Raw genomic sequence first — 21,433 nt, 5'->3', positions numbered from 1 at the left:
ATAAAAGTCATGGTTATTACAAAGTATATTATTATAAATTTTATTTTGTAAAGATTTTGCTCAAATTTAGTCTTCTTTATTATTTCTTGCTATAATATGATGATTAAATTTTGTCTGTTTTATTTATAATAAAAAATTTTAAAGGGTTAGTTTAAATGAGAACGCACTATAGTTCAGATATCAATGAGAAGTTAGAGAATCAAAAAGTTACGGTTTGTGGTTGGGTGCATAGACGCCGCGATCATGGTGGGGTTATTTTTTTAGATATTAGAGATAGAACTGGTTTAGTTCAGTTGGTTTTTAATCCAGATAATTCTAACTTTAGTGTAGCTGATAGTGTAAGATCTGAGTATGTAATTCAAGCAGAGGGTGTAGTAAATCTAAGACCTGAAGGACAAGAAAATAAGAACCTAGCAAGTGGTAAAATAGAGATCATAGGCGATACTATTGAAGTTATCAATAAATCTAAAACTATTCCTTTTCAATTAGATGATTTCCAAGCAACTGGAGAAGACATCAAATTGAAGTATCGTTATATAGATTTACGTCGTCCAGAAATGCAAAATAAATTAATTACACGTTCAAAAGCTATTCGTTATGTGCGTAACTTTTTGGATGATAATGGCTTTTTAGATATAGAAACTCCATTTTTAACAAAAGCTACCCCAGAGGGTGCTAGAGATTATCTTGTGCCAAGCCGTAATTTCAATGGTAGGTTTTATGCTCTTCCTCAATCACCACAGTTATTTAAGCAACTTTTAATGGTATCTGGATTTGACAGATATTATCAAATTGTTAAATGTTTCCGTGATGAAGATCTAAGAGCAGATAGGCAACCAGAATTCACACAGATAGATATTGAGGCTTCATTTATCGATGAGGCTTTTATTATGTCTACTATGGAAAAAATGATCTCTGGATTATTTAAAGAGACTATTGGAGTTGAGTTTAATACGCCATTCCAAGTATTAAGCTTTGCTGATGCTATGGATAAATATGGTTCGGATAAGCCTGATCTAAGAATTCCTCTAGAGTTTGTAAATATCAAAGAGGAAATGAAAAACGAAGAGTTTAAGGTTTTCTCTGGACCAGCAAACGATCCAGAGTCGCGTGTAATAGCGATGAGAGTTGCAAATGGCAATGAGAAGTTTACTCGTAAGAACCTAGATGATTATACTAAGTTTGTTGGTATTTATGGGGCAAGAGGTCTTGCATATATTAAGATAAATTCTCTATCTCAAGGTAAAGATGGTCTTCAATCTCCAATTGTAAAAAACATCTCTGAAGATGCTCTATTTAAGGTAATTGAAAAGACTGGTGCACAAGAAGGTGATATTTTATTCTTTGGCGCAGCGAAAGCTAAAATCGTAAATGATTCAATGGGTGCTTTAAGAGTTAAAATAGGTGAAGATTTAGAGTTATTTGATAAGCAGTGGGCTCCTTTATGGGTCGTTGATTTCCCTATGTTTGAAAAAGATGATGAGCGTTTATATGCAATGCATCATCCATTTACAGCTCCAAGTGTTGAATCTGTTGAAGAACTTATAAGTACCGACCCAGAGAAACTAATGTCTAGAGCATACGATATGGTAATCAACGGTTATGAAGTTGGTGGTGGATCTATTCGTATCCATAAACAAGATATCCAAGCTAAAGTATTTAACTTACTTGGAATTTCTGATGAAGAAGCTCGTGAAAAATTTGGTTTTATGCTTGATGCATTATCTTATGGAACTCCTATTCATGGAGGTATCGCATTTGGTGTTGATAGATTGATTATGCTACTTACAGGTACTACAAATATCCGTGATGTAATAGCATTTCCTAAAACTCAAACTGCAAGCTGCTTAATGACAGAGGCACCATCTACAGTTTCTTTAGAGCAACTTAATGAGCTAGGTATAGCTGTTAAGAAAGAAGAGTCAAAATAAAACTAATCAACTATTAAAATAAATTTTTCATGCAAAAAAATTCTTTAGTTATTTTTAAGTCAAAGCCTGCTAAGGTTATTAGTATTTTAGATAAAAAAATAGAGATTGAGATTCTTGATGGTAAGAATATAAAGTTACCACCTAAAAATGTTCAATTATTAGTACAAGCAGATCGTGATTTTGAACTTGATAGTTTAGAACAGCTGAATATCCCTGAGTTAGCAATGACTTGGGAGTTACTACAAGAGCAAGAGCGTACGAATATAGAAGAGTTATGTGAGCTTTTATTTGAGAATGTCGGTATAAATGAAGCTTATACTGTATGGCTACTGGTATCTCAGGGTGAATATTTTAGCTTTGATGATGATTTTAACATAGTTATCCATTCTTCAAATGAGCGTGATGCAATTGTTAAAGAAAGACAAGAAAAGCAAAAGAAAGAGCAAGAACTAAATGATTTTGTAGAACGAGTAAAACAAAAAAGTTATGCTCCAGAGGATGAGAAATTCTTGAAAGAGATTGCTGCTCTTGCAACATTAAAAACCCCAAATTGTCGCTTATTTAAATATCTTAATATGGAAGAGTCTGAAAATAGTGCTTACAAGCTTTTGCTAGATGTAGGCTATTGGGATGAGTTCTATAATCCATATTTGTATAGATACAAAGCAGAACTTGAAAGTAACCCTGCGGAATTTGTATATAATTCTACTTCGGATACTGATAGAGTCGATCTAACATATTTAACAGCTTATGCAATTGATGATGAGGGCAGTAATGATCCTGATGATGCAATAAGCTGGGATTCAGATAGAAATAAAATGTGGGTGCATATAGCAGATCCATCATCAAGTATAAGTTTTGGTGACGAGGTAGACTTAGAAGCAAGAGCAAGAGGTTCAAACCTTTATGTTCCAGAAAAGATAGTTTCTATGCTGCCTCAAAAAGCGACTGAAGAGTTAGGGTTAGGGTTACAAGATATTTCCTCAGCGTTATCTGTAGGCTTTAGAGTTAGTGAGCAAGGAGATATCCACGATATTGAAATATGTTTTAGTAAGATAAAAGTAACAAGACATTCATATGAATTTGCAGAGGAGCATATCGAAGATTTAGAGCTTGGAAATATAGTTGCTTATGCAAAATACTTTACACAGAAGCGCTTGTCTCAAAAAGCTGTAGAGCTTGATTTCCCTGAAATTAAGATAAGCCTTGATGGGGATAAAAATGTTAAGTTAACAGATTTACCAAGATTAAATTCAAGAACTCTTATAAGAGATACTATGCTAATGGCAGGTGTTGCTATAGGTCAGTTTTGTATAGAAAACAATATTGCAGTGCCTTTTTCAACCCAACCTGAACATGACCTAGAGCAGGAGCACTTATATAGTCTTAATTCAATTGCAGATATGTTTGCTACACGCAAGAAGCTACAAAGAGGTAAGTACTCAACAACTCCTTCAATACATGCTGGCATGGGTTTAAATACTTATGTACAGGTAACAAGCCCATTAAGAAGGTACCTTGACTTACTTGTTCACTATCAGCTTAGAAACTTCTTAAGTCAAGAAACACTATTACAAGCAGAAGAAGTTGATAATATAATTGCACAAGTTGATATTCCTATTCGGACAAATAGACAGACTGAACGTTTTTCTAATTCGCATTGGAAGTTAGTTTATTTATCGCAGAATCCAAATTTAGAATTTGAAGCAACTGTGATCGAAAAATTAGAAAGAGGTCGCCTGATGGTTTCTATAGCAGATTTGGCAATGACTAAAAAACTTTCTGTAAGTGGCAAGTATGAATTAAATGATATTTTAAAATTACAAAACACCTCTGTAAACCTTGTAACACAAGAAGCTTTCTTTAAGGTTATAGAAGAAAGTTAACCACATTCTAACAATAAACCCACAGTTTTATCCACAGGTTGTGAAAAATCAAAAAGAGTATTTATTTATATTTATCTGAAATGCTGTATGTATTGATTTATAAGGCTTTTGGAGTGGTGAAGTTTATTTCACCAAAAGATAGTTAAAGATTTCACACAGAAGTTTCATATACATATAAACATACTTATCCACAATGGTTGTGAATAATTGTTTTCCCCACAGAATTGCTTAGAGTGTAAGGCTTTTTGATATTATTTATGTTCTCTAGTAGTTAATAAATAGTATAAATTAATGTATCATTTCGATAGTTATTTAGAATTTTAAGAAAAATATGAATTATGAGTTAGTAGAGCCAAAAGATAAAGCTCAGTTTTGTGTTATTTGGTTACATGGTCTTGGTGCTGATGGCCATGATTTTGTTGATATTGTTAATCATCTTGATGTGTCTGTTGAAAACATTCGTTTTATCTTCCCCCATGCAGATGTAATGCCTGTGACCATAAATATGGGCATGCAGATGAGAGCTTGGTATGACATTAAGTCATTAGATGCAGATAGCTTAAATAGAGTTGTAGATGTTCAAGGTATAAATACTTCAATCGAAAAGCTAAACAATTTAATAGATGGGCAAGTTAGTCAAGGTATTGCTAGTGAGAATATTATCTTAGCTGGTTTTTCACAAGGTGGTGTCATTGCAACTTATGCAACTATTTTATCTAAGCGAAAATTTGCGGGTTTAATGGCATTATCAACGTATTTACCTGCTTGGGATGAGTTTAAAAATAATATTACAGAAGTAAATAAAGATGCTGCAATATTGATATGTCATGGTACTCATGATCATGTATTACCTGAAGTATTAGGTCAAGATCTATCCTCTAAGCTTAGTGATAATGGCTTTAGTAATGAATATAAGCGTTACTCAGGTATGCAGCATTCAGTATGCATAGAAGAAATAAAAGATATATCTAATTTTATAGCAAAAGCATTTAATATATGAAAGAAATAATCATAGCTAGTAGAGATAGTAAGCTAGCCCTATGGCAGACAAACTTTGTCAAAGACAGACTAGAGAAAGAGTTAAATATCCCTTGTCAAATTAGTACAATGAAAACCCAAGGTGATATCATTCTTGATAAACCTCTTAATAAGATTGGTGGTAAGGCCCTTTTTATGAAAGAGTTAGAAATTGCGATGCAAAATAATAAAGCTAATATAGCTGTGCATTCTCTTAAGGATGTTCCATATGAGTTACCAGAAGGTTTTTGTCTTGCAAGCTTTATGCCAAGAGAAGATCCTCGCGATGCATTTGTTTCAAATAACTATAGCTCTATAGATGATCTTCCTAAAGGCGCGGTTGTTGGGACATCTAGCTTACGTCGCAAAGCACAGCTACTTAATTATAGAAAAGATCTTGTGATAAAAGAGCTAAGAGGTAATGTCCAAACAAGATTAGCAAAATTAGATGCTAAAAATTATGATGCAATAATTCTAGCAGGCGCAGGACTTATTCGTTTAGAGCTACAAAATAGAATAAAACAATTTATCCCAACAGAGATATCATTACCAGCTGTAGGTCAAGGTATAGTGGTTATAGAGGCTTTGGAAAAAAATAAAGAGCTTCTTGAAGTTTTACAAAGGCTTAACTGTGCAGAAAGTCATATTGTTGCTAGTGCTGAACGGGCTTTCAATGAAGAGCTCAAAGGTGGTTGTCATGTGGCTATAGGGGCTTATGCACAAATTATAGATAAGCAAATAACTCTCACAGCAATGGTTGCTAGTAGTAATGGCGATCGAGTGTTAAGACACTCTACTTTGGGAAAAGATCCATCAGCCCTAGGTAAACAATTAGCCCAAAAAATGATAGAATTGGGCGCATATGAAATATTGGAGAGTTAATAAATGGAAACATTATTACTATTAGTAGGTATTGGCGGGGGGCTTGGTGCAATGACTAGATTTGCATTAACTCAGGCAACAGCAAGTATCTCTGAGCAGATTCCATTGGGGATTTTATTTTGTAATATTATAGGTTCTTTAGTTATAGGTGCAATAGCAGCTTTTTTACTTGAGACAAAGCTTTTTAATGAAGATGTATCTGTGTATGTCAGGTCTTTCTTTGTGACTGGCTTCTTAGGAGGCTTTACAACTTTTTCTAGTTTTAGTTTAGATATACTAAACTTACTACAAAGAGGAGAGGTTTTTATAGCTTTAGGATACGTGCTTGTGAGCGTTTTAGTATCACTATTTGCTGTAATTTTAGGGTATTATTTTATAATAGGACTTTATAGATGAAAAAAGTAGTAGGTTTAGCTTTATTAGCTATGATTTTTGCTATATCTGGGTGTATTCCTTTTGCAGGAGGAAATGTTGTTGCACAGGATAATATTTTTGGCGCTAATGGAGATATTCACAGCCTAGAAATGCAACAAGGAACGACTATCAACCAGCTATATAATGCTATAATTAAGGCTATTAAAAAACATCCAAAAGAGTTTGTTATTAAAGGAGACTCTCATGGCGATGAGAAATCAACAGTATGGGTATACTCAAATAAATATAATAAGCTAGTTACGTTTTATGCACTTAAAAATGGTAATTATGTTTATCTTGGCGTTCATCTTGACACTGATAAGGATAATAAGAATAAACAAATGGATCGTATTTACTATTTAGAAGATCTCGTACTAGATAACTTAAAATAGATATCCTTATTAATCTAATATTCTAAAACCTCTATCAAATATCAATTCTATTTATATATAAGATAAGAAAACCTAGCTTTATAGTTAGTTATAGTCCATAGCTATGAGGCTATTTCAAAAACTAGTATCTTGTTCAAGTAACCCCGAGATTATTAGACTTGGTTTAGGTGTTATTAAGTCAGAGCAACAGCTAATAAGTAAAGAGTAGATCTTTATAAAAGTGAATATAAAGGAGAAAAAACTTATTTTATTAAATTAATAAACCAAGAAAATAAGTAAGCAGATGCTTTATAAAAGCTTCATCAAATTTATATTTTGTGTCAAGATATATTCTAGATTAGTAACAAAATATAGTATGTTGCGCCACTGTATAGTACAATGTATTGAAATTGGGTGTGTTTTTTATTTCATCGAAGTGAAAATCTTTTCCCTTTATATTTCAGTTAAAAATATTTTGTTAATAACATTTTAACAAGCTTGAGGTTGAGTTTATGCAGAAATTTTTAGAAAATGGGCAAGCAGTTGGAGAGGGACCTAAAACTAGTTTAAAACCTTCTCATAAGGAATATAAACATGCTACAGGATCTTGGGGTGCAAGTCTTAGTGTAGGTAATACAATTCTAAAGGCACGAGAGCCAGTAAATGCAGTTAAAGCCATTTTTAAAATGAATCATAGTGCAAAAGGTTTTGATTGTCCAGGTTGTGCATGGCCAAATGATCAGAATGGTCTTAAAATGGATATCTGTGAGAATGGAATTAAACATTCTACATGGGAGATGACAAAAAATCGTTGTGATCCTAACTTTTTTCAAAAATATACTGTTAGTGAATTAAGAGAGTGGAGTTGCTATGAACTCGAAAAGGCCGGAAGGCTTACTCATCCGATGTTATATAACTCTGAAACTGATAAGTATGAACAAACTACTTGGGAACAGGCATTTAGGCTGATAGGAGATACTTTACAATCTTTAGATTCACCAAATCAGGCAAGTTTTTATACCTCTGGAAGATTATCAAATGAGGGGACTTTCTTATATCAATTACTCACAAGAGAGTATGGAACAAATAACCAACCAGATTGCTCTAATATGTGTCATGAAGCTAGTGGTAGAGCATTAAGTGCTTCTATAGGGACTGGTAAAGGAACAGTTGATCTTAATGATTGGCATAAGACGGATGCTATATTCTTAATAGGAGCAAATTCTGCGACTAATACTCCTAGGATGCTGACAGCCCTAACAGAAGCTGTAAAGCATAATGACACGAAGGTTGTTCATATTAATCCTCTTATTGAAGGAGCTGCAAAAAAAGCTATTACACCACATGAAATTATGGATATGGTGCTTTTGAGAGCTACCAAGGCTTCAACATTGGATGTTCAGGTTAGGATTGCGGGAGATCTTGCTTTATTAAGAGGAATGGCAAAAGCCCTTATAGAGATGTCTGAGACAGATTCTGGAGCAATTGATTATGAGTTTCTAAAGAATCATACTAGTGGGTATGAAGAATATAAAAAAATATGTCTGGAGACATCATGGGAGTTTATTACAGAACAATCAGGGATAGATAAAGAGACTATTCTTGAAATGACACAAATTTATCGTGAATCTAAGGCATCTATTTTTGCTTGGTGTTTGGGTCTTACTCAGCATGATCAAGGTGTAGATACTATTAGAGAAATCATGAATGTACTTTTACTTAGAGGAAATATTGCTCGAGAAGGAGCAGGACCTTGTCCAATAAGAGGTCATAGTAATGTCCAAGGTAATAGAACATTAGGAATTAATAATCGACCAAGTGAAAAGTGGTTGAAAAAGATGGATGAAGCTTGTGGTATAGTATCTCCACGTAAGCATGGCTATGGGACAGTTGATACTATTCAAGCTATGATGGATGGAGATGTTAAAGTGTTTTTTGGGCTCGGAGGAAACTTTGTTAAAGCAGCGCCAGATCCGGAGTGTAATGCAAAAGCCCTTAATAAATGTGAGCTTACAGTCCAAGTGAGTACTAAGCTTAATCATAGTCACTTAATACATGGTAAGAAAGCGCTTATACTACCGTGTCTTGCTAGATCTGAAGTGGATGAGCAAGAGAATGGTGTACAGAGTGTTACAGTCGAAGATTCAATGTCGGTAGTTAGTATATCAAAACCAATGAAAAAGCCTATTAGAGGAGACCTTCTTTCTGAGATTGCCATTATTGCTAGAGTTGCTAAAGCAACTTTACCAAATACAAAAACACCATGGGATAAGTATGCTGCTGATTATGATGTTATAAGAGATAAAATCTCGGAGGCAATTGAAGGCTTTGAAGACTTTAACCGTCGTGTAAGAGAGCCTTTAGGATTTAGGATTAATCAACCAGCAAGAGATCTTGTATTTCTAACACCAACAGGAAAGGCAGAATTCTCTCATGCACAGATCAAAGATATTCTACCTAAAAATGGTAATTTAATGCTATCTACAATGAGGTCTCATGATCAATGGAATACAACAGTTTACACAAATAATGATCGCTATAGAGGGATTAAGAATATAAGAACCGTTGTTTTTATGAACGAAGATGATATGAAAGATAGAGGACTATCTGAATTTGATCTTGTAGAAGTAACAAGTATTGGTAGAGATGGCAAAGAAAGAACTTTAAAAGGTTATAGCGTAATTAAGTATAATATTCCAAAAGGTTCTACTATGGGATATATGCCAGAGATGACAGCTTTATGTTCTATTGCTGATTTTAGTCCTCAGAGTGATCAAGCATTATTTAAAGAAATAATTGTTAGAATAACTAAACAATAATAAGCTCTATATATTTATTGAAGCTATAAGTCAGATTTTTATGAAAGATGATAGTATTAAAATTATCGATACAAAGAGCCATAAAGCAGTTGTAGATTCAAAGGGCACCTTTATTAAAAGAGAAGAAACTCTCGCTGTTGAAAGAGCTCTGCAGATTGTTATTAATAATATTGAGTTTAGTATGACTATGCAGACTCCTGGAGCAGAGAGATATCTTATAAGAGGGCTCTTATTTGCTGAGAGTATAGCAAACCTACCTTTCAAATCTTTTAAAAAGAGAGAAACAGACATTGGAACAATTGCAAAAATACGCTTAGATATCGATAATAATGAGCTTATATCAAGAAGATTTAATATGAACTCAGCATGTGGAGTATGTGGTAAAGAGAGTTTAGAGAATCTTTATAAGTCTATCATTCCTGTTAATAGAAAGTCGACTTTAAAATTGGATGTTGATGTGGTTAATGATCTTTATACATCAATGTACCGTTATCAGAAGATTTTTCAGCAAACTGGAGGTGTCCATGCAGCAGGTGCTGTAAATAGTAAGGGAGAACTAATAGTTGTATTTGAAGATGTCGGCAGACATAATGCTGTTGATAAGGTTATTGGTTTTTTACTAGAAGAAGACTTATTGAATTCAGCAGAGATGCTTATAGTTAGTAGTAGAGTTTCTTTTGAGATAGTTCAAAAATGTGCTAATGCTAAAATTCCAGTGTTAATAGCCATATCAGCACCATCATCATTATCCGTAGAAATGGCAAGAAAAGCGGGTATAAAACTTTTAGCATTTTGTAAGAAAGATAGGATGACATACTATAATGGATATGAATAAGTATAGTAGACAAACATGTCTACCTAATTTTGATGAAGAGACTCAACTAAGACTTTTAAATTCAAAAGTAGCTGTTGTTGGTACCGGTGGGGTTGGCTCGCCATTATCTTTATATTTAGCTGCAGCAGGTGTCGGGCATATTGTATTAATAGATAATGATGTTGTTGAGTTGCATAATTTACAAAGACAAATCTTGTATAGAGAGAGTGAGGTCAATCAACTAAAAAGTAAAATCGCAGCTAAGGAGTTACACTCTCTAAATAGTGACATAAGTACTACAGTATATTCAGAGAAGCTTACAGCAGACAATGCCAAAATAATACTTAATAATTGTGATCTAATTATAGATGGTACAGATAACTTTAACTCTAGATATGTTATTAGTGATGCTTGTATTGAACTAGAAAAACCTTATATACAAATAACTGTTGATAGGTATTATGGAAGTTGTTCTCTTTATAATTATAAATCAGGTATTAACTATAGAGATGTCCATAAAATAGCTCCTGAGAAATCTGGTGTTGTTTCTCCTAAGTTAAGAGGTGTTTTAGGGCCATTAGTGGGTACTATAGCGACTATAGGAGCTACACAAGTATTGAAGCTCTTAGGAGGTTTTGCTGAGCCATATGCTGGTAAAATTATTTATGATGCGCTAGATTTTAAAATTACTAAAATTCCTTTTGCAAAAAGCTAATCCTTTTAGAGTATTCATCTATAAACTCTTGAGAACTCATGCTTTTCTTAATCCTTCCATTATTAATAATCACAACGTTATCTGTGAAAACAGATATTTCTAAAAAGTCATGTGTGCTTAGTAGAGTTATTATTTGATTTTTTTTGATGTAATCTTTTAGCTTTTTCATTAGTACTAACTTAGATTCAAAATCTATGCCTGAGAAAGACTCATCAAGTATAAGAACTTCTGGATTAGATGATAGAGCTTGGGCAATAGCTACCTTTTGTAGTTGTCCGCCAGATAGTTGTGCTGGATAAGACTTTAATAGCTGCGATATCTCAAACATATTGATTAGTTCTTCAATATGTTTGTTGTTTGAAGCTTTATTATATTGTAGATTTTTTTCTACTGTTAAGTGAGGGAATAATAATGCTTTTTGTGGAATATATCCTAAAGATCTCTTTATTAGAGGTAAAAAATAACTATTATCTTGCCAGGTATCGTTATTTACAATTATCTTAGATTTTTTAGCAATTTCAGTACCAACTATTCTTTTTAAAATACTACTTTTGCCTGTGCCTGAAGGTCCAAAAAAAGCGACTATTTCAGAGTTATATACTTGGTGTTGTATATCTATAGAAAAACTTTTTGAAATATGGTCTGAAATATTAAAAGTAAGCATTTGTCTTTTTATTATTTAATAGTTGAACAATAAGTAATATCGTAAATGAAAATACTAAGAGTATTATAGACATATGATTAGCTTGATGATAGTTAAGTTGTTCAACCTGTTCAAATATGGCAATAGATAAAACTTTAGTTTCATTAGGAATACTTCCTCCAACCATTAGAACTACACCAAATTCACCAACAGTATGAGCAAATACTAAAATTCCAGAGGTAATTATTCCTCTTATAGATAGCGGTAATATTATGGTGTAAAACCTTCTAAAAGCACTAGCTCCTAGTAACTCAGCATTAACCAATAATTCTTTCGGAATATTTTCAAAACTATTTAATATAGGTCCTATTGAGAAGGGTAGAGAATATACTAAAGATGCTATTAGAATCCCGCTAAAACTAAAATTAAGCGATCCTCCTGTTAAGGAGTACCAAAGTGATCCTAGGTAACCATTTTGGTTAAATAAAACTAAGAAGTAAAAACCTAGTATAGTAGGAGGCAAAACCAAAGGTATATTTACTAATATGGATATTAAGTTTCTAAAAAGAGTTTTCTTTCGTGAAAGCCAGTATGCGAGTAAAGCTCCTATAAATAATAAGATTATAGTAGTTAGCAATGAAAGTTTAAAAGTTATATATAAAGCATCCCAATCCATTTTTCACCTATTTGGGTATAGAATATCCCATACTCTTTATTATTTGTTTAGATGAGTCAGAGTGTAAGAGGTACTTTAAGAAGCTATTTATTTGAGCTTCTTTTTTTGCGTCTTTAGAAATGACTGTACCATATTGTGCAATATACTCAGCTTTTGAATCTAAATTATATACTTTATAGTTTTTATTCCATTTTGTGCTGTTTGCTATCTTATAGAACTTTACTTGTGAGTCTGCTACAAAAGCTATGGCAGCATTATTTGTTATGAAGTAGCTAAAAGCTTGTCCAATATTTTCACCATAGATAATTCTTTGATTTGATACTAAGTTATTCCAAAGCTTTTTTGCTATAAGGAAAGTTTTTGCATGACTTCCATAAGGTGCTAGATCAGGGTTAGCTATACTAATTTTAGCGTTAGATTTTTCTACTTCATTTAGAAGTTTGCTAAGGCTTTTTTGTTGTTTAAGTTTGTTTTTATTTAATGCAAGAACTAGTTTCCCATAAGCATAAATAAATATTTTGTTACTGACTGCTGCTGCATGTTTCTTATCTGCTGATAAGAAAACATCTATAGGTATACCATTTCTAATTTGGTTTGCTAATTTGCCTGAAGATCCTTGGATAATCTTTATATCAACATCCTTATTTGTTGTATGATACTGTTTTGCTACTTGCTGTAATGTGGTGACGAAGTTACTAGCACAAGCTATGGTTATGGTAGTTGCATTAGCACATGTAAATAAAAGTGCAGTGAATATAAGTAATAAAGTTTTTTTTAGCATGATTGTAATTAATTATCCTCCTAGTGTGGAAAAATGCTTATCGTCACCAATAATCCCTTCTGTGAGATAATGAGATTCTTTTTTTAAAGCGTAGGCATCTTTGATTATCTCTAATAACTCTTCAAGTTGTTTTTCATTTTGTAAATATTCCCTTAATGAAACATTTTCTTTATCAAAAAGACAAGTATATAGTTCTCCTTTTGAATTAACACGAACTCTATTACAGTTAGCACAAAAAATATTCGAGTATGGTGAGATGATTCCTATTTTTCCTAGGTAATCTTTATGCATATACTCTATTGCTGGACCAGATGATTGCTCTCTTGGGCAACTAGTCCAACCTTCTTCTCTTAACTTGTCACGAATATAATTCGTTGTTATAAAGCTTTTTTTATGTAGATTAAGATTATCCTGGGTTTCCATGAGTTCTATAAATCGAACAGCTATTTTCTTGTCTTTGACATAATTAAAAAAGGCTTGAATATCTTCTTTAGAATCATTGTAGCCCTTTAATAATACAGCATTAATTTTTACTTTATCGAAGTCTAGCTCTAAAGCTTTCTCTATTCCCAACATTACTGTAGAAAAATTATTCATTTGAGTTATATTTCTGAATTTATTAGCAGATAAACTATCAAGACTCACAGTAATATTATTTAGTCCAGCTTTATAATATTCGTGTATATTCTTAGCAAGTGAATAACCATTTGTTGTTAGAGATATAGTTTTAATGCTTTCTTGAGATGATATAAAGTTAAGAATGTCTAAGAAATCATTTCTAAGCGTAGGCTCTCCACCAGTTAACCTGACTTTTTGTACTTGAAGTACATTCATTGCTCTTAAAAGGTTTTTTATTTCATTAAGGTTTAGAAAGTTATCCTTTTTACCTTTGCCTTGGTAGCCATTAGGTAAGCAATACTGGCAACGAAAATTGCAGACATCTGTTAGTGATAGTCTTAAATAAGTAAATTTTCTACCAAATGAGTCAGTTAACATTTTTCTTTTTCCTTTTTACAAAAATATCTATGGCAATATTTGCAGTACAATCATTTTTTTTAAAAGAATATCCTTCTTTTGTAATATTTTGTTTCATATTTAAAAAATCTTCTAATTTCATTGTAAATATGAAATGATCACTCTCGTAATAGAAGTCATTTTGTTCAGTTATCTTTAACGTAACTGTAATACTTGTGTTTGGTAGTATAATTTTTTCGGAAATATAATCTCCTACTTTATTTAATTTCAACCTATCTTCATTATTTAATTTTAAGCTAACGGAACTATTATAAAGTTTTAGGTTCATTTGTTTTCTCCATCTAGCTGTTTCAAATCATCAGGTGTATTTATATTTATAAAATTTTCGTTAGAAATATTCTCATCTTGTATTGAGATACAATCCATATTATCAAACAATAGTTTTCTCATAGATATATTCTGAGATGATTTAATAGTTGCATTCACTTGTTTTAGACTTTTAAGATCTAACCAACAGGGTAGAAAATAGTTGTTAAAAATAACCGATTTAGTGTCAGGCTTAGTTAAATACTCAAAACCTTTTATAATAGTACTTTTTTCAATATAAGGCATATCAACAGCAATAATGACAACTTTCTCGTAACCCTTATCAAAAAGGTAGTTACTTATGCCTAAAATTGCACTAGCAGGACCAGATTGAGGATATTTATCTATTAGAGATTTATACCCTTTATGATTTCCGGAAATATATACATGATCACCTAGAGCTGAATATAAAGTTTCATATGACTTTTGAAGAAAAGTTTTATCATCAATGTTTAAGCATGATTTGTCTTTTCCCATTCGAGAAGATAGTCCACCTGCTAACACTACTCCAGCATATTTAACTAATATACTCATGTTTAACCACGCAACCTTTTACCCATTCTATTTTTCCATCAACATAATGCTCACGTTTCCATACAGGGCAGCTATGCTTTATTGCTTCAACAATATAACGATTAGCCTTATAGCAATCATCTCTATGAGGAGTGCTAGTTGATACCAACAAGCTTATTCCACCTACATTTAGATATCCTTCATAATGAGCGATATAAATACAAACTTTAGGGTACTTCTGTTGGGTTTCCCTAATTATTTTATTTAAGACATTTTTAGCTAAAGGCCTACATACATCGTAGTCAATTCCTGTAACTTTTTTGCCTTCATTATGATTTCTAACTACTCCTATAAAATGAATAGTGGCTCCATGCTCATCATTTTTTAATATTTGCTCAGCATCAGTTATTGTTATTGTTTTATTTGTAATATGAGCAAAAGAATTTTTATTTTCCATAATTTATAACTTACTTATGTATTTGAAAACTATTTATCTATCCACCACATACGGGAGGGATTAGAAATAGCATTTGATTTTTAGGTAGTATTTCAGTGGTTTCAAAAAATTTTTCTTCTGTAGCAATTACCGAGCTATTAAATAAAGAGGTCGCTTCTTCTAGAAGTTCTGAAGATTTTAGATTTTGTAATAGTAACTCTTTAATTGCAACTGAGTCGACTTCATGATCAATTCTTAATGTAACCTGAGTTACATTATAAAATTCTTTTGCAGGACCACAAACTTCTACTATATAGTTCATATATTCTCCTATACGGATATTTTTACTCAAAAGGAAATACTTCTACAACATCCCCTTTTTTAAATTGTTTTAAAGTTCCATCTAATTGTACCCAAGTATTTGAAGCCAGCATTGGACTTACCATAAAGGATGCTTGAGCCTTAGGTATGCTAACTCTAAGCTCACCTAAATCATTTGTTGATAGAACACCTCTGAGAAAGAAAGTTAAAGGCTTTTGTAATTTTATATCGTTGTCGAGTATAGCATATGTTGGATTTTTTTGTGGTATAGAATATAGCAATGAAATAAATGGATGGACGAAAAAGTTATATCCTGACGCTACAGATCCAGGGTTTCCAGGTAAGCCAAAATAGTAGCTCCCATTGGGTAAAATAGCAAATAAAGTGGGTTTGCCTGGGCGAATAGCTACTTTATGCCAAATAATATTTGCTCCGATTGCTTTTAAACTTCTTGGTATAAAATCATATTCTCCGGCAGAAACTGCTCCTGTTGATATTATGATTTTAGGAGGAATTTCTTGCGCTATTTGAGATTTTATTATTTCTATAAACTCTTGATCACTATCAGAAGTTATTCTTATATGCTGAGAGTTTATACCAAAATCACTATTTAGACTTTCTCTTAAAAAAGGTGCGTTACAATCTCTAATTTGGAAGCTTGAGTCAATATTGCCCTCTGCAAGCTCTTTACCTGTTGAAATTATTAGAGAAGGAAGATTCTTGAATACTTCTATATTATCAATTCCAAAACTAGCTAGAGCCATTATTTTTTGGCTATTAATGCGAGTTCCTTTTTCTAGTAGTATTTGTGAAGTCTTTATATCCTCACCAGCAAAACGTATATTAGCATATTGCTTTACAGGTGAGAATACAGCAGCTTTATTATCTTTCTCTTGAATATTTTCGACAGGAATTACTGCATCAAAACCTTCTGGTATAGGAGCTCCTGTCATTATTTTGACAGCAGTATTTTTGTTTGGATTATTAATGAAAGTATTATCGCCAGCAGCAATTATATCTATGATTTCAAACCAGCAAGGCGAATCATCTGTGGCATTTTTAGTAGATTCATATTTAACAGCAATACCATCCATAGCTGAGTTATCATAGCTAGGAAAATTCTCATTAGCAATAATATCATTTGCCAAGAATCTGCGATTGACTTTCGAAAGAGCAACACTTTCTGTAGGACTATTATCTTTTTGTGCAATTTCTAAAATTTGGCTCTTAGCTTTTATATATGGTGTTAGCATGGGTTAACTCTCCTAAGATTCTTTATTCATGGTTCTCACAAGGTGCGGTAGCAAATGTTTTAAGGCTTCTAGTCCTTCTTTGACGGCATTTGGATTTCCAGGAAGTGCAACAATTAGAGTTTTCTTATATATTCCTGCAATTGCTCTACTAGCCCATGAAAGGTGAGTATATTTCTCGCCATCTTTTCTTAGCAGCTCAGAAATACCAGGTATTTGAAGTTCACAAATATCTTGGATAGCTTCAGGAGTAACATCTCTTGGCGAAACTCCAGTCCCTCCAGTTGTAATTAATATATTTGGGCTCTTTTGGGCAACTATATTAATGATAGTATCTTTTATGGTTTCTTTTTCATCAGGAATAATTTCTTTTGCTAATATAGTAGCTCCTTGACTTTCTAGTATATTTGATAGAGCTTCACCTGATTTATCTTCGTATATCTTTGCAGATGCTCTATCACTGATTGTAATATTAGCACAAGATATTTCGTCAAATAGTTTTGGAGTATCTATTATTTGTTTTATTGATTCTGGAAGATGTTTTTCATTATAAATTTTATCATTCTTCCCACCTTCTTTATACAAGAGCCTAATATCTGAAATCAGCATATCTTGGCCATACATTTTACATAGGTCATATATACACAATAAAGCAGCTTGTACACCAGCAATAGCTTCCATCTCCACCCCTGTTTTTGCATGCGTACCTACATAACAAAAAACTTCGACACAATTGTCTTCTTTGTTGATCTCTGTTTTAACACTTACATGATCTATCGCTAGAGGGTGACATAATGGTAAAAGAGTGGCTGTAGACTTTGCACCACTAATTCCTGCAATTTCTGCTAAAGGTAGCACGTCTCCTTTTTCTAGCTTTCTCTCGGCTACTAAATTAAGTATTTCCCTTCTCATTTGGATTTTACCTTTGGCTAAAGCTCGTCTATGAGTGGGAGACTTACTACCAACATTTATCATGTTATAAGAAGAGTCTTTGAAGAATTCTTTTATAATTTTATCTGTATTTGAGTGCATTTTAGATTATTGAAAATAAAGATTTTTAATGTTAAATTTTAACATTAATGATTGAATTTAGGTATCAGAATATTAGCAGATACTGCTTAACCTTATATTAGAAATTTATTTTTCAACTTTAAAAGTCGTGCCACAATATGGGCAAGTATTTGTCTTTTTGTCCTCAAGGTCGATATAGACCCTTGGATGCAAATTCCAGTTTTCATGGTATTTAGTTGGACAAGATACTCTTTCACCAGGCTGTACTTTAATAATTCTTTGTTCTTTTTTCATTTTTCTGATGTAACAAATCTTATAGTGTCTAGATTTTAACAAAAATATAAAGAAATTAATAATACAAAAACAAATATAAATCACTTATACTTAAAGCGTTATGTAAAAAACAAAAGGTTTTGACATATGAAAAGGTTATATAATGCAAATATGTCAGCAAAAGTGTCTCGTTCAAAGTGGGATATCTTAGCTTTATCAATAATACTTTTAATCCTATGTATCTTTGTTTGGTCAACCTCTAACCTTGGTGGAGCTGTTGATTATACGAATCAAGCAAGTGTTGAAAAATATTCAGAAATTTCTCTAAATTTGTGGATGTTGCCTTACTATACTGCAGAAACAACTATTAGGATGTTTATTGGTTTAGGAATCTCCCTACTGATTACATTTATTTTTGGGGCATGGGCTGCAAAAAGTAAGAGAGCAGAAAGTCTAATCATACCTGTTGTGGATATTCTACAATCTATACCTGTATTAGGTTTTTTTGCTATAACAGTAACAGGTTTCTTAGCACTATTTCCAACTTCTTTATGGGGTGCTCAGGCAGCTGTGATTTTTGGTATTATTACAGCGCAAGCATGGAATATGATACTAAGTTTTTATCAGTCGTTAAAAACAGTTCCTAAAGAGCTAAATGAAGCAGCAGAGATGTATCAGCTTTCACCTTGGCAGAAATTCTGGAAAGTCGAGGTGCCATTTTCGATGCCTGGCTTAGTTTGGAATACTATGATGTCGATGTCAGCTAGCTGGTTTATGATTGTTGCATCTGAGACTATAATGGTTAACTTCAGTGCTTCACAGTCTATACCTATAAACTTATCTGGTATTGGATCTTTTATAGATGCTGCCAACAACGCCCAAAGTTTTGGAGCTGTTGGAGCTGCGATAGTTACAATGCTAATAACAATTGTTCTATATGATCAGCTTTTATTTAGACCTTTAGTTGCTTGGTCTGAGAAGTTTGTAATAGGAGATAATCCCTCAGAAGCCCATAGTAAATCATGGTTCTTAAATATTTTACAAAAGTCTATGGCTGTAAAGTTTTTCTCATCTGTATTGGCCAAGATCTCTAATAAAGTTGTTAATATTAAGATATTTAAAAAAGATCTTAATAAAGCATATAATCAGAAGGTTCATCGTAAGGCAGAAAAAACAGAGAGTGTATTTAAAAGGGTTTTTTGGAATGTAATTATTAGCGTTGTTATTTTGCTTTTATTGTTCTTTATGTATCAAACTATTTATGCAAAAAATCCAGATATAGGCCTAGAAGAAACTTTAAAAGTTTTTATATATGGCTTATTTACAGGTGTAAGAGTAGCTGTTTTGATACTTATTACCTCTTTAATATGGGTTCCAATAGGTATTTGGATTGGCTTAAGACCTAAGATTGCTCAAAAAGTTCAACCATATGCTCAAATGGCAGCAGCTTTCCCTGTAAACGTTTTATACGGTATCTTTGGTACGCTAGTTGTAATGTTTAATCTAAACTTTGATATCTGGTGTATCTTATTAATGGCGCTTGGAACACAGTGGTATATTTTATTTAATGTTATTGCAGGCGCATCTGCGATACCTGAAGAGCTAAAATATGCAGCTACAAATATGCAGCTTAAAGGTATAGCAAAACTTAAGAAGTTTCTAATACCGGCTGTGATGCCTTATTATGTTACAGGTGCAATTACAGCAGCAGGAGGCTCTTGGAATGCTAGTATTATCAGTGAATATATAAACTGGGGCAAGAACTCAGTAATTCAAGCATCAGGGATAGGGGATTACATTACAGAGTATACAAATATGCCTGGAGATCATACTGCGAATGTTCTTTTAGGTGTTATTGTGATGTGTATTTTAGTTGTAGCATCAAATAAGCTGTTTTGGCGCAGATTATATAACTATGCAGAAAATCGTTTTAGTATGAATATGTAAAGCATAGGGAGATTTTTTAAAATGAGTAAGAAGATATTCACAGTAGAAAAAGTTAATAAAGAATTTAATATTAAAGGAGGTCACTCTCTTAAGGTATTAGATAATATAAATTTTACTTTGCACGAAGGCGAAATCGTTGCTTTATTAGGTAAATCAGGATCAGGTAAGTCAACATTATTAAGAATAATAGCAGGACTTTTAAGTCCATCAAATGGAGAAGTATTGTATCGAGGTAAAAAAGTATCTGCGCCAGTACCAGATATCTCAATGGTTTTCCAAAGCTTCGCTCTTATGCCGTGGCTGACAGTTTTGCAGAACGTTGAACTAGGTCTTGAAGCACGCAAGATAAATCTTAATGAACGTAGAGAAAGAGCTTTAAAAGCAATTGATATGGTTGGTCTTGATGGTTTTGAAAATGCCTATCCAAAAGAGCTTTCTGGTGGGATGAAACAGCGTGTTGGTTTTGCAAGGGCTTTAGTTCTTGAGCCTGACGTTTTACTTATGGATGAGCCATTCTCAGCACTAGATATTTTGACAGCGGAAAACCTTCGAGAAGACTTGTTAGATCTATGGGAAAACAATGACGCTATGAATGGTATCTTGTATGTAACTCATAGTATTGAAGAAGCGGTTTTAACTGCAGATAGAATAATAATATTTGGTAGTAACCCAGGATTTATTCGTGGTGAATTAAAAATAGATATTCCTCATCCAAGAAGCTCTCAAGATCCAGTCGTTGCAAACCTTGTTGATGAGGTTTATCGTATGATGACAACAGCGCAGACAAAAGAGCTTTCAGAACGTATGAATAAGAAAACTGCTATGACGATTGGTTATAGACTTCCTGATGTGGATATTTCTGAGATGAATGGTCTTTTAGATGAGATGGCGGAAATTAAAGATGTTGATGCTGTTGATCTTCCTCAGTTAGCAGATGAATTACATTTAGATATCGATGATTTATTCCCAATTATTGAGATTCTGTCTATTTTACGTTTTGCAGAAGTCTCTGATGGTGATATTAAAATGACTGCGATGGGACGTAAGTTTATTGATTCAAATATTGATGATAGGAAATTCATTTTTGGTAGATTATTCCTAAAATATATACCTCTTGCACGCCATGTTGTTAAAGTTTTAAATGAAAGAGAAACTCAATCAGCTCCAAGAAGTAGGTTCCTAGCAGAACTTGATGATTATTATCCAGTTGATGTTGCTGAGAGAGTTTTTGATACATTTATTGATTGGGCGCGTTATGCTGAGCTTATTTACTATGATGCAAATACAGGTACTATCTCCTTAGATGATAATGCTGCTGAATATATAAAAAAAATGTAATAAAGAGTTTGCTGTAAAGGATTATTAAAAGTATAAATGTTAGGAATATAATAA

22 protein-coding genes are annotated in these 21,433 nt (G+C 32.7%); 11 read left to right on the top strand and 11 right to left on the bottom strand.

Going from position 1 to position 21,433, the window contains the following annotated elements:
* The first annotated feature begins 155 nt into the window (after positions 1 to 155).
* The 9 genes from aspS (at position 156) to F3D62_RS05195 (ending at position 10,849) form a co-directional block, all read left to right on the top strand.
* On the top strand, positions 156 to 1,931 hold the full coding sequence (gene aspS, locus F3D62_RS05235; RefSeq protein WP_150467196.1) for an aspartate--tRNA ligase: 1,776 nt from the start codon (positions 156 to 158) through the stop codon (positions 1,929 to 1,931).
* A gap of 29 nt (positions 1,932 to 1,960) precedes the next feature.
* Complete coding sequence (locus F3D62_RS05230) at positions 1,961 to 3,817, top strand: ribonuclease catalytic domain-containing protein (protein ID WP_150467195.1); 1,857 nt, start codon at positions 1,961 to 1,963, stop codon at positions 3,815 to 3,817.
* 331 nt (positions 3,818 to 4,148) lie between these two features.
* Positions 4,149 to 4,817 (top strand): dienelactone hydrolase family protein, encoded by a 669-nt coding sequence (locus F3D62_RS05225; protein WP_150467194.1) that lies wholly within the window; start codon positions 4,149 to 4,151, stop codon positions 4,815 to 4,817.
* Entirely contained in the window at positions 4,814 to 5,716 is a 903-nt protein-coding gene (hemC, locus tag F3D62_RS05220) for a hydroxymethylbilane synthase (protein WP_150467193.1), read from the top strand. Before F3D62_RS05225 ends, hemC begins: the two co-directional genes overlap by 4 nt.
* A 3-nt stretch (positions 5,717 to 5,719) precedes the next feature.
* Positions 5,720 to 6,112 carry a fluoride efflux transporter CrcB gene (gene crcB / locus F3D62_RS05215; RefSeq protein WP_150467192.1) on the top strand — a complete coding sequence of 131 codons (393 nt, stop codon included), beginning with the start codon at positions 5,720 to 5,722 and terminating at the stop codon, positions 6,110 to 6,112.
* Entirely contained in the window at positions 6,109 to 6,522 is a 414-nt protein-coding gene (locus F3D62_RS05210; RefSeq protein WP_224732644.1) for a hypothetical protein, read from the top strand. Before crcB ends, F3D62_RS05210 begins: the two co-directional genes overlap by 4 nt.
* 491 nt (positions 6,523 to 7,013) lie before the next feature.
* Positions 7,014 to 9,320 (top strand): FdhF/YdeP family oxidoreductase, encoded by a 2,307-nt coding sequence (locus tag F3D62_RS05205; protein WP_150467191.1) that lies wholly within the window; start codon positions 7,014 to 7,016, stop codon positions 9,318 to 9,320.
* Positions 9,321 to 9,360: 40 nt separating this feature from the next.
* A complete protein-coding gene (gene fdhD, locus F3D62_RS05200) occupies positions 9,361 to 10,155 on the top strand; it encodes a formate dehydrogenase accessory sulfurtransferase FdhD (RefSeq protein ID WP_150467190.1) in 795 nt (264 codons plus the stop codon).
* Positions 10,142 to 10,849, top strand: a complete 708-nt coding sequence (locus F3D62_RS05195; protein WP_150467189.1) for a HesA/MoeB/ThiF family protein — start codon at positions 10,142 to 10,144, stop codon at positions 10,847 to 10,849. Before fdhD ends, F3D62_RS05195 begins: the two co-directional genes overlap by 14 nt.
* On the opposite strand, the gene F3D62_RS05190 is transcribed toward F3D62_RS05195, so the two are convergent.
* The 11 genes from F3D62_RS05190 to F3D62_RS05140 all read right to left on the bottom strand — a co-directional run bounded on the left by F3D62_RS05190 (position 10,824) and on the right by F3D62_RS05140 (position 18,115).
* The gene (locus F3D62_RS05190; protein WP_150467188.1) at positions 10,824 to 11,513 is read right to left on the bottom strand and encodes an ATP-binding cassette domain-containing protein; all 690 of its coding nucleotides are present in this window, start codon (positions 11,511 to 11,513) and stop codon (positions 10,824 to 10,826) included. The genes F3D62_RS05195 and F3D62_RS05190 overlap by 26 nt on opposite strands.
* Positions 11,500 to 12,168: a molybdate ABC transporter permease subunit gene (modB, locus tag F3D62_RS05185; RefSeq protein ID WP_150467187.1), complete on the bottom strand. Its 669-nt coding sequence runs from the start codon at positions 12,166 to 12,168 to the stop codon at positions 11,500 to 11,502. Before modB ends, F3D62_RS05190 begins: the two co-directional genes overlap by 14 nt.
* Positions 12,169 to 12,175: 7 nt before the next feature.
* The gene (modA, locus tag F3D62_RS05180; RefSeq protein WP_150467186.1) at positions 12,176 to 12,949 is read right to left on the bottom strand and encodes a molybdate ABC transporter substrate-binding protein; all 774 of its coding nucleotides are present in this window, start codon (positions 12,947 to 12,949) and stop codon (positions 12,176 to 12,178) included.
* A 12-nt stretch (positions 12,950 to 12,961) separates the two neighbouring features.
* The gene (gene moaA / locus F3D62_RS05175) at positions 12,962 to 13,945 is read right to left on the bottom strand and encodes a GTP 3',8-cyclase MoaA (RefSeq protein ID WP_150467185.1); all 984 of its coding nucleotides are present in this window, start codon (positions 13,943 to 13,945) and stop codon (positions 12,962 to 12,964) included.
* Complete coding sequence (locus F3D62_RS05170; RefSeq protein ID WP_150467184.1) at positions 13,935 to 14,252, bottom strand: hypothetical protein; 318 nt, start codon at positions 14,250 to 14,252, stop codon at positions 13,935 to 13,937. Before F3D62_RS05170 ends, moaA begins: the two co-directional genes overlap by 11 nt.
* Positions 14,249 to 14,824, bottom strand: coding sequence for a molybdenum cofactor guanylyltransferase (locus F3D62_RS05165; protein WP_150467183.1), 576 nt, complete (start codon positions 14,822 to 14,824; stop codon positions 14,249 to 14,251). Before F3D62_RS05165 ends, F3D62_RS05170 begins: the two co-directional genes overlap by 4 nt.
* Complete coding sequence (locus F3D62_RS05160; protein WP_150467182.1) at positions 14,808 to 15,260, bottom strand: molybdenum cofactor biosynthesis protein MoaE; 453 nt, start codon at positions 15,258 to 15,260, stop codon at positions 14,808 to 14,810. Before F3D62_RS05160 ends, F3D62_RS05165 begins: the two co-directional genes overlap by 17 nt.
* A 37-nt stretch (positions 15,261 to 15,297) precedes the next feature.
* Positions 15,298 to 15,561 carry a hypothetical protein gene (locus F3D62_RS05155; RefSeq protein WP_150467181.1) on the bottom strand — a complete coding sequence of 88 codons (264 nt, stop codon included), beginning with the start codon at positions 15,559 to 15,561 and terminating at the stop codon, positions 15,298 to 15,300.
* Between the two features lie 22 nt (positions 15,562 to 15,583).
* A complete protein-coding gene (locus F3D62_RS05150; RefSeq protein WP_150467180.1) occupies positions 15,584 to 16,813 on the bottom strand; it encodes a molybdopterin molybdotransferase MoeA in 1,230 nt (409 codons plus the stop codon).
* Positions 16,814 to 16,825: 12 nt separating this feature from the next.
* Positions 16,826 to 17,842, bottom strand: a complete 1,017-nt coding sequence (moaCB, locus tag F3D62_RS05145) for a bifunctional molybdenum cofactor biosynthesis protein MoaC/MoaB (protein ID WP_150467179.1) — start codon at positions 17,840 to 17,842, stop codon at positions 16,826 to 16,828.
* A gap of 105 nt (positions 17,843 to 17,947) precedes the next feature.
* Positions 17,948 to 18,115 carry a zinc-finger domain-containing protein gene (locus F3D62_RS05140; protein WP_150467178.1) on the bottom strand — a complete coding sequence of 56 codons (168 nt, stop codon included), beginning with the start codon at positions 18,113 to 18,115 and terminating at the stop codon, positions 17,948 to 17,950.
* Between the two features lie 126 nt (positions 18,116 to 18,241).
* Here F3D62_RS05140 and F3D62_RS05135 point away from each other — a divergent pair, with 126 nt between their 5' ends.
* Together F3D62_RS05135 and F3D62_RS05130 are read left to right on the top strand one after the other, a co-directional pair.
* Complete coding sequence (locus tag F3D62_RS05135; RefSeq protein WP_150467177.1) at positions 18,242 to 20,041, top strand: ABC transporter permease; 1,800 nt, start codon at positions 18,242 to 18,244, stop codon at positions 20,039 to 20,041.
* 21 nt (positions 20,042 to 20,062) lie between these two features.
* Complete coding sequence (locus F3D62_RS05130; protein ID WP_150467176.1) at positions 20,063 to 21,379, top strand: AAA-associated domain-containing protein; 1,317 nt, start codon at positions 20,063 to 20,065, stop codon at positions 21,377 to 21,379.
* Positions 21,380 to 21,433 lie beyond the last annotated feature (54 nt).

Origin of the sequence: Francisella sp. SYW-9 (assembly GCF_008711465.1) — a bacterium.
GTDB lineage: Bacteria > Pseudomonadota > Gammaproteobacteria > Francisellales > Francisellaceae > Francisella.
Note: the sequence above shows the minus strand (reverse complement) of the source record. Positions and strands in the feature narration are given on the sequence as shown.

Excerpts from the sequence above, each read along its gene's own strand:
- F3D62_RS05150 (WP_150467180.1), bottom strand. The coding sequence starts at position 16,813 with ATGCTAACACCATATATAAAAGCTAAGAGCCAAATTTTAGAAATTGCA.
- moaA (WP_150467185.1), bottom strand. The coding sequence starts at position 13,945 with ATGTTAACTGACTCATTTGGTAGAAAATTTACTTATTTAAGACTATCA.
- F3D62_RS05205 (WP_150467191.1), top strand. The coding sequence starts at position 7,014 with ATGCAGAAATTTTTAGAAAATGGGCAAGCAGTTGGAGAGGGACCTAAA.
- F3D62_RS05230 (WP_150467195.1), top strand. The coding sequence starts at position 1,961 with ATGCAAAAAAATTCTTTAGTTATTTTTAAGTCAAAGCCTGCTAAGGTT.
- F3D62_RS05135 (WP_150467177.1), top strand. The coding sequence starts at position 18,242 with ATGAAAAGGTTATATAATGCAAATATGTCAGCAAAAGTGTCTCGTTCA.
- F3D62_RS05140 (WP_150467178.1), bottom strand. The coding sequence starts at position 18,115 with ATGAAAAAAGAACAAAGAATTATTAAAGTACAGCCTGGTGAAAGAGTA.
- modA (WP_150467186.1), bottom strand. The coding sequence starts at position 12,949 with ATGCTAAAAAAAACTTTATTACTTATATTCACTGCACTTTTATTTACA.
- F3D62_RS05190 (WP_150467188.1), bottom strand. The coding sequence starts at position 11,513 with ATGCTTACTTTTAATATTTCAGACCATATTTCAAAAAGTTTTTCTATA.
- hemC (WP_150467193.1), top strand. The coding sequence starts at position 4,814 with ATGAAAGAAATAATCATAGCTAGTAGAGATAGTAAGCTAGCCCTATGG.
- F3D62_RS05195 (WP_150467189.1), top strand. The coding sequence starts at position 10,142 with ATGGATATGAATAAGTATAGTAGACAAACATGTCTACCTAATTTTGAT.
- crcB (WP_150467192.1), top strand. The coding sequence starts at position 5,720 with ATGGAAACATTATTACTATTAGTAGGTATTGGCGGGGGGCTTGGTGCA.
- F3D62_RS05160 (WP_150467182.1), bottom strand. The coding sequence starts at position 15,260 with ATGGAAAATAAAAATTCTTTTGCTCATATTACAAATAAAACAATAACA.
- F3D62_RS05130 (WP_150467176.1), top strand. The coding sequence starts at position 20,063 with ATGAGTAAGAAGATATTCACAGTAGAAAAAGTTAATAAAGAATTTAAT.
- F3D62_RS05155 (WP_150467181.1), bottom strand. The coding sequence starts at position 15,561 with ATGAACTATATAGTAGAAGTTTGTGGTCCTGCAAAAGAATTTTATAAT.
- aspS (WP_150467196.1), top strand. The coding sequence starts at position 156 with ATGAGAACGCACTATAGTTCAGATATCAATGAGAAGTTAGAGAATCAA.
- F3D62_RS05225 (WP_150467194.1), top strand. The coding sequence starts at position 4,149 with ATGAATTATGAGTTAGTAGAGCCAAAAGATAAAGCTCAGTTTTGTGTT.
- moaCB (WP_150467179.1), bottom strand. The coding sequence starts at position 17,842 with ATGCACTCAAATACAGATAAAATTATAAAAGAATTCTTCAAAGACTCT.
- fdhD (WP_150467190.1), top strand. The coding sequence starts at position 9,361 with ATGAAAGATGATAGTATTAAAATTATCGATACAAAGAGCCATAAAGCA.
- F3D62_RS05170 (WP_150467184.1), bottom strand. The coding sequence starts at position 14,252 with ATGAACCTAAAACTTTATAATAGTTCCGTTAGCTTAAAATTAAATAAT.
- F3D62_RS05210 (WP_224732644.1), top strand. The coding sequence starts at position 6,109 with ATGAAAAAAGTAGTAGGTTTAGCTTTATTAGCTATGATTTTTGCTATA.
- modB (WP_150467187.1), bottom strand. The coding sequence starts at position 12,168 with ATGGATTGGGATGCTTTATATATAACTTTTAAACTTTCATTGCTAACT.
- F3D62_RS05165 (WP_150467183.1), bottom strand. The coding sequence starts at position 14,824 with ATGAGTATATTAGTTAAATATGCTGGAGTAGTGTTAGCAGGTGGACTA.